General features: G+C 52.2%; 3 protein-coding genes. All 3 read left to right on the top strand.

Going from position 1 to position 3,294, the window contains the following annotated elements; genetic code table 11:
* Window positions 1-474: 474 nt before the first annotated feature.
* Window positions 475-1,695: a site-specific integrase gene (locus WMO46_RS15475; protein ID WP_349094652.1), complete on the top strand. Its 1,221-nt coding sequence runs from the start codon at window positions 475-477 to the stop codon at window positions 1,693-1,695.
* A gap of 25 nt (window positions 1,696-1,720) precedes the next feature.
* Window positions 1,721-2,980, top strand: coding sequence for a site-specific integrase (locus WMO46_RS15470; RefSeq protein WP_349094650.1), 1,260 nt, complete (start codon window positions 1,721-1,723; stop codon window positions 2,978-2,980).
* Between the two features lie 6 nt (window positions 2,981-2,986).
* Window positions 2,987-3,294: protein-tyrosine kinase (locus WMO46_RS15465; RefSeq protein WP_349094648.1), on the top strand; the 308-nt coding region annotated here is incomplete at its 3' end.

Here is a 3,294-nt window from a genome sequence, read left to right as displayed (position 1 = left end):
CAAATATACGAAGAAAATCGGATAAAGCGGGGGAACGGGGCGTAATAATGTAAGTTGTTGAAATGCAGAATCGCAATGGGTAGAACCTCAGTCCCTTGCCGAATGACCGAAAAGCAGGATTTCGAGGAGTTAAGCGAGGTTTTCGTTACTTATCCGTTGCCTTTTTCGGGTCGAAAAAAAGGCTGTCGGGGCCTTGATTCCGACCTCCGAAAACGGTTCTGCTCTTCGAGGAACACCGTTTTTCTCACGAAACTCTACGACAAAGATAGTCGTTTTACTCGGAGTTTCACCAAAAGACGGTTTCGGAGGTAAAGGCATAGTATCTTATTCTATGTCTCGCTTCGTTTTTCATGGCTTCAAATAACTCTATATCAACGTTTTCATTAAGCCGAAAGCAATCGAGTTGACTCGAATTGCTGAGGCGAGAAAACGTCTGTCGAAGACGAACTAATTTTGTAAACGGTTAATAGAGTTATGAATCAAGATGATGTAAAGGTTACGTTCTACCTTAAAAAGAACGAATCGGACGGTGCGGGTCGTTGCCCCGTTATGGGTCGTTTGACTATCGGCCGTTCGGAAAGCGTGTTCAGCGCCAAGATGCTCGCACCGCTTTCGTTGTGGATGTCCGGTCGTGCCAAAGGCAAAAGCGCCGAGGCCGTCGAAATCAACCGTCGATTGGACGAGCTGCGGGCTTCGGCTATCAGCATATACCGCGAGCAATCTGTCGTTCGTGAACGGGTAACGGCCGAGGAGGTCAAATGCCTGCTGCTGGGTATGGCTTTCGGGCAGGAGGCGCTGCTCGATTACTTCCGTTCGTTCATCGAGCATTTCGAGAAACAGGTGGGTATAAATCGCACGGTCAAATCGGCAAACACCTATCGTTGCGTCTATGAACACGTTGAGCGGTTCTTATTGAAGCGGTTTCGGCTGTCGGATATTCCTTTTTCGGCTTTGGATCGGTCGTTCATCGACAAGTTCGACCTGTATCTGCGCACGGAGCGGCAGTTAGCTCCGAACACGATCGTGCTATATATGTCGCGTCTGCATACGGTAATTAACAAAGCTATCGCCGCAGGCATCATTACTGCCGACCCGTTCGCCAGATACGAACCTCCGCGTCCCGAACGCAAACGGCGTTACCTCACGCGCGAGGAGTTGCGGCAGCTGATGACTACACCGCTCCCTTCTCCGAGGCTCTATCTCGTCCGCGACCTGTTTTTGTTCTCCTGCTATACGGGTATCAGCTACGGCGATATGTGCCGGCTAACAACTGCAAACCTCGAAACAGCCGAAGACGGAACAGTCTGGATCAAGGCTACACGGGAGAAAACGAACGTGGAGTTCGAGATACCGCTGCTCGAATTGCCGCTTCATATCATCGACAAGTATCGTGATACGACACCGGACGGCAATTTGCTCCCTATGTACGGGAACTCGGAGTTGAACAGAGGATTGAAACAGCTTGCCGCTGCTTGCGGCATCGACCGCAAGCTGACCTTTCATATGGCCCGCCATACCTACGCGACGGAAATCACGCTCTCGCACGGCGTGCCGATGGAGACGGTCAGCCGTATGCTGGGACACAGCAGGGTCGATATGACGCAGATATACGCCCAAGTGACGGACAACAAGATCGACACCGATACGCAGTCGCTCGACGAACGGATTGCAGAACGGTTTACGGTAGCCATTTAACTTTCAACCTTTGGAGACAACAGTTATGGAAAAGAATAATATGAAACGCCGCAGCACGTTCGCCGTGTTGTTTTATATCAACCGCACGAAAGTCCGCAAGGACGGCTTGTGCCAGCTCTTGTGTAAGGTGAGTATCGACGCCGAAGCGGCACAGATCGGAACGAAAATCGCGGTAGACCCCGCAATCTGGAATCCGGCGACAGGGCGTGCCGACGGCCGCAGCCGCAATGCCAACGAGGTAAACCGCGCCATCGACGCACTGACAGAGGAAATCAAGACGCATTACAAGCGAATCAATCTGTCGCTCGGCTTCGTAACGGCCGAATTGGTGAAGAATGCCGTGAAAGGCATCGGACAGAAACCGCTGACCCTTCTGGCTTTGTTTCGGGAACATAACGAGGAGTTCCGCAAGCGGGTCGGCATCGACCGCACGAAAGAGACTTACGAGAGCTATGTGCGTTCATACAACCATCTACGTGACTTCGTGCAGGAGAAATGCAGGCAGGAAGATATAACCTTGCGTAGCCTCGACCGGGAGTTCTACGATGCGTTCGACTTGTTCCTGCGCACGGAACGCCGCCTGCAACAGAAATCGGTACACGAGCACCTCTACCGATTGAAGAAGATGACCGTGCGGGCCGTCAATCAAGGAACATCGCGTCGCGACCCCTATGCTGTACTGCACCCCGAACTGCCCAAGCGCAGGAGCCGCCACCTGAAACTCGACGACTTGAAACGGTTGCTTGCAGAACAAGTCGCCGATCCCGAACTGCGACGAGCGAGGGACTGGTTCATCTTTTCGACCTTTACGGGACTGGCCTATGCCGACCTGAAACAGCTGTCGGAGAAACACATTACACAGGACGCGGAGGGTGTGCGGTGGATACATATCCGACGACAGAAGACCGGCACGGAATCGGTCGTGCGGCTGCTGGACGTACCTCTGCGGATTATCGAAAAGTATTGGGCCGAACGTACCAACGACCGGCTGCTACCGATTTGCTCCTACCGGAAGCTGCAAAAACTTATTCTCCGCTTGGGGGCTGCTTACGGAATTGAGAACCTGACCTTTCATAGGGCCCGGCATAATTTCGGAACGCATATCACGCTTTCGCTGGGCGTGCCGATAGAGACCGTCAGCCGCATGATGGGACACCGACGGCTGATGACCACCCAAATCTATGCCCATGTAACGGACAGAAAGGTGGACGAGGATACGAAGCAGCTGCGAGAACTTTCAGCGAGCCGAAAGCTCGAACTCTATGAAGAACCTATAAAGAATTAAGCGTATATGACAACTCAACCCATAACAATCGAAAACGGGCTGGTAACGATTCGCCCGACCGCCAACGGAGTATGGCTTACTCAGGCTCAAATTGCCGACTTGTTCGGAGTATTCTCTGCTGCCGTAAGCACGAATATCCGAGCGATACTCAAAAGCGACATTTTGTGCGAAGACTGCATTATCCGCCGCACACGCTGCCGAAACGGAAACATCGTCGAACGATACGATCTTGAAATGATTATGACATTAGCATTCCGACTGAAATCCAAGAATGCCGAGGTATTTAGACGCTGGATCGTTGAACGAGCGATGAC

This window comes from Alistipes intestinihominis (assembly GCF_040095975.1).
GTDB classification, from domain to species: domain Bacteria; phylum Bacteroidota; class Bacteroidia; order Bacteroidales; family Rikenellaceae; genus Alistipes; species Alistipes senegalensis.
The sequence above is the reverse complement of the archived record's forward strand: the minus strand, read 5'-3'. Positions and strand labels throughout refer to the sequence as shown.

What these genes read in the sequence shown, in the direction of transcription:
- WMO46_RS15475 (WP_349094652.1), top strand. Translation starts at nt 475, where the DNA reads ATGAATCAAGATGATGTAAAGGTTACGTTCTACCTTAAAAAGAACGAA.
- WMO46_RS15470 (WP_349094650.1), top strand. Translation starts at nt 1,721, where the DNA reads ATGGAAAAGAATAATATGAAACGCCGCAGCACGTTCGCCGTGTTGTTT.